The sequence below is a fragment of the Streptomyces sp. NRRL S-37 genome, assembly GCF_000721605.1.
In the GTDB taxonomy this organism is placed as follows: domain Bacteria; phylum Actinomycetota; class Actinomycetes; order Streptomycetales; family Streptomycetaceae; genus Streptomyces.
Map to the genome: position 1 here is coordinate 1 of NZ_JOIZ01000161.1, position 245 is coordinate 245.

The 245-nt window shown below is 69.4% G+C and carries 1 protein-coding gene; it reads right to left on the reverse strand.

Annotated elements, in window-relative coordinates; translation table 11 throughout:
• A partial coding sequence (locus IH50_RS43100; RefSeq protein WP_234328348.1) for a hypothetical protein occupies positions 1-245 on the reverse strand: 245 nt, incomplete at both ends.

A 245-nucleotide genomic window follows, 5' to 3' on the forward strand; every position in this document is an offset into this window, starting at 1 on the left:
CCCGGCGCCCGAGCCACCCACTCCTCGAACAACCCCACCACCGACCCCGCCGGCACCCCCACCGACGTGTCATTCCACTCGACAAGCACCCGACGACGCCCCGCGTCATCGAGCACGGCAACACCGCTCAACGGGACATCCGGACCACCGTCCAAAGCCCCCTCCAACGCCGTCACCAGGCTCTCCACAGCCGTGACCACCAACACCGCCACCGCCTCCGGATCAACCGGAGCAACCGCGTCGAC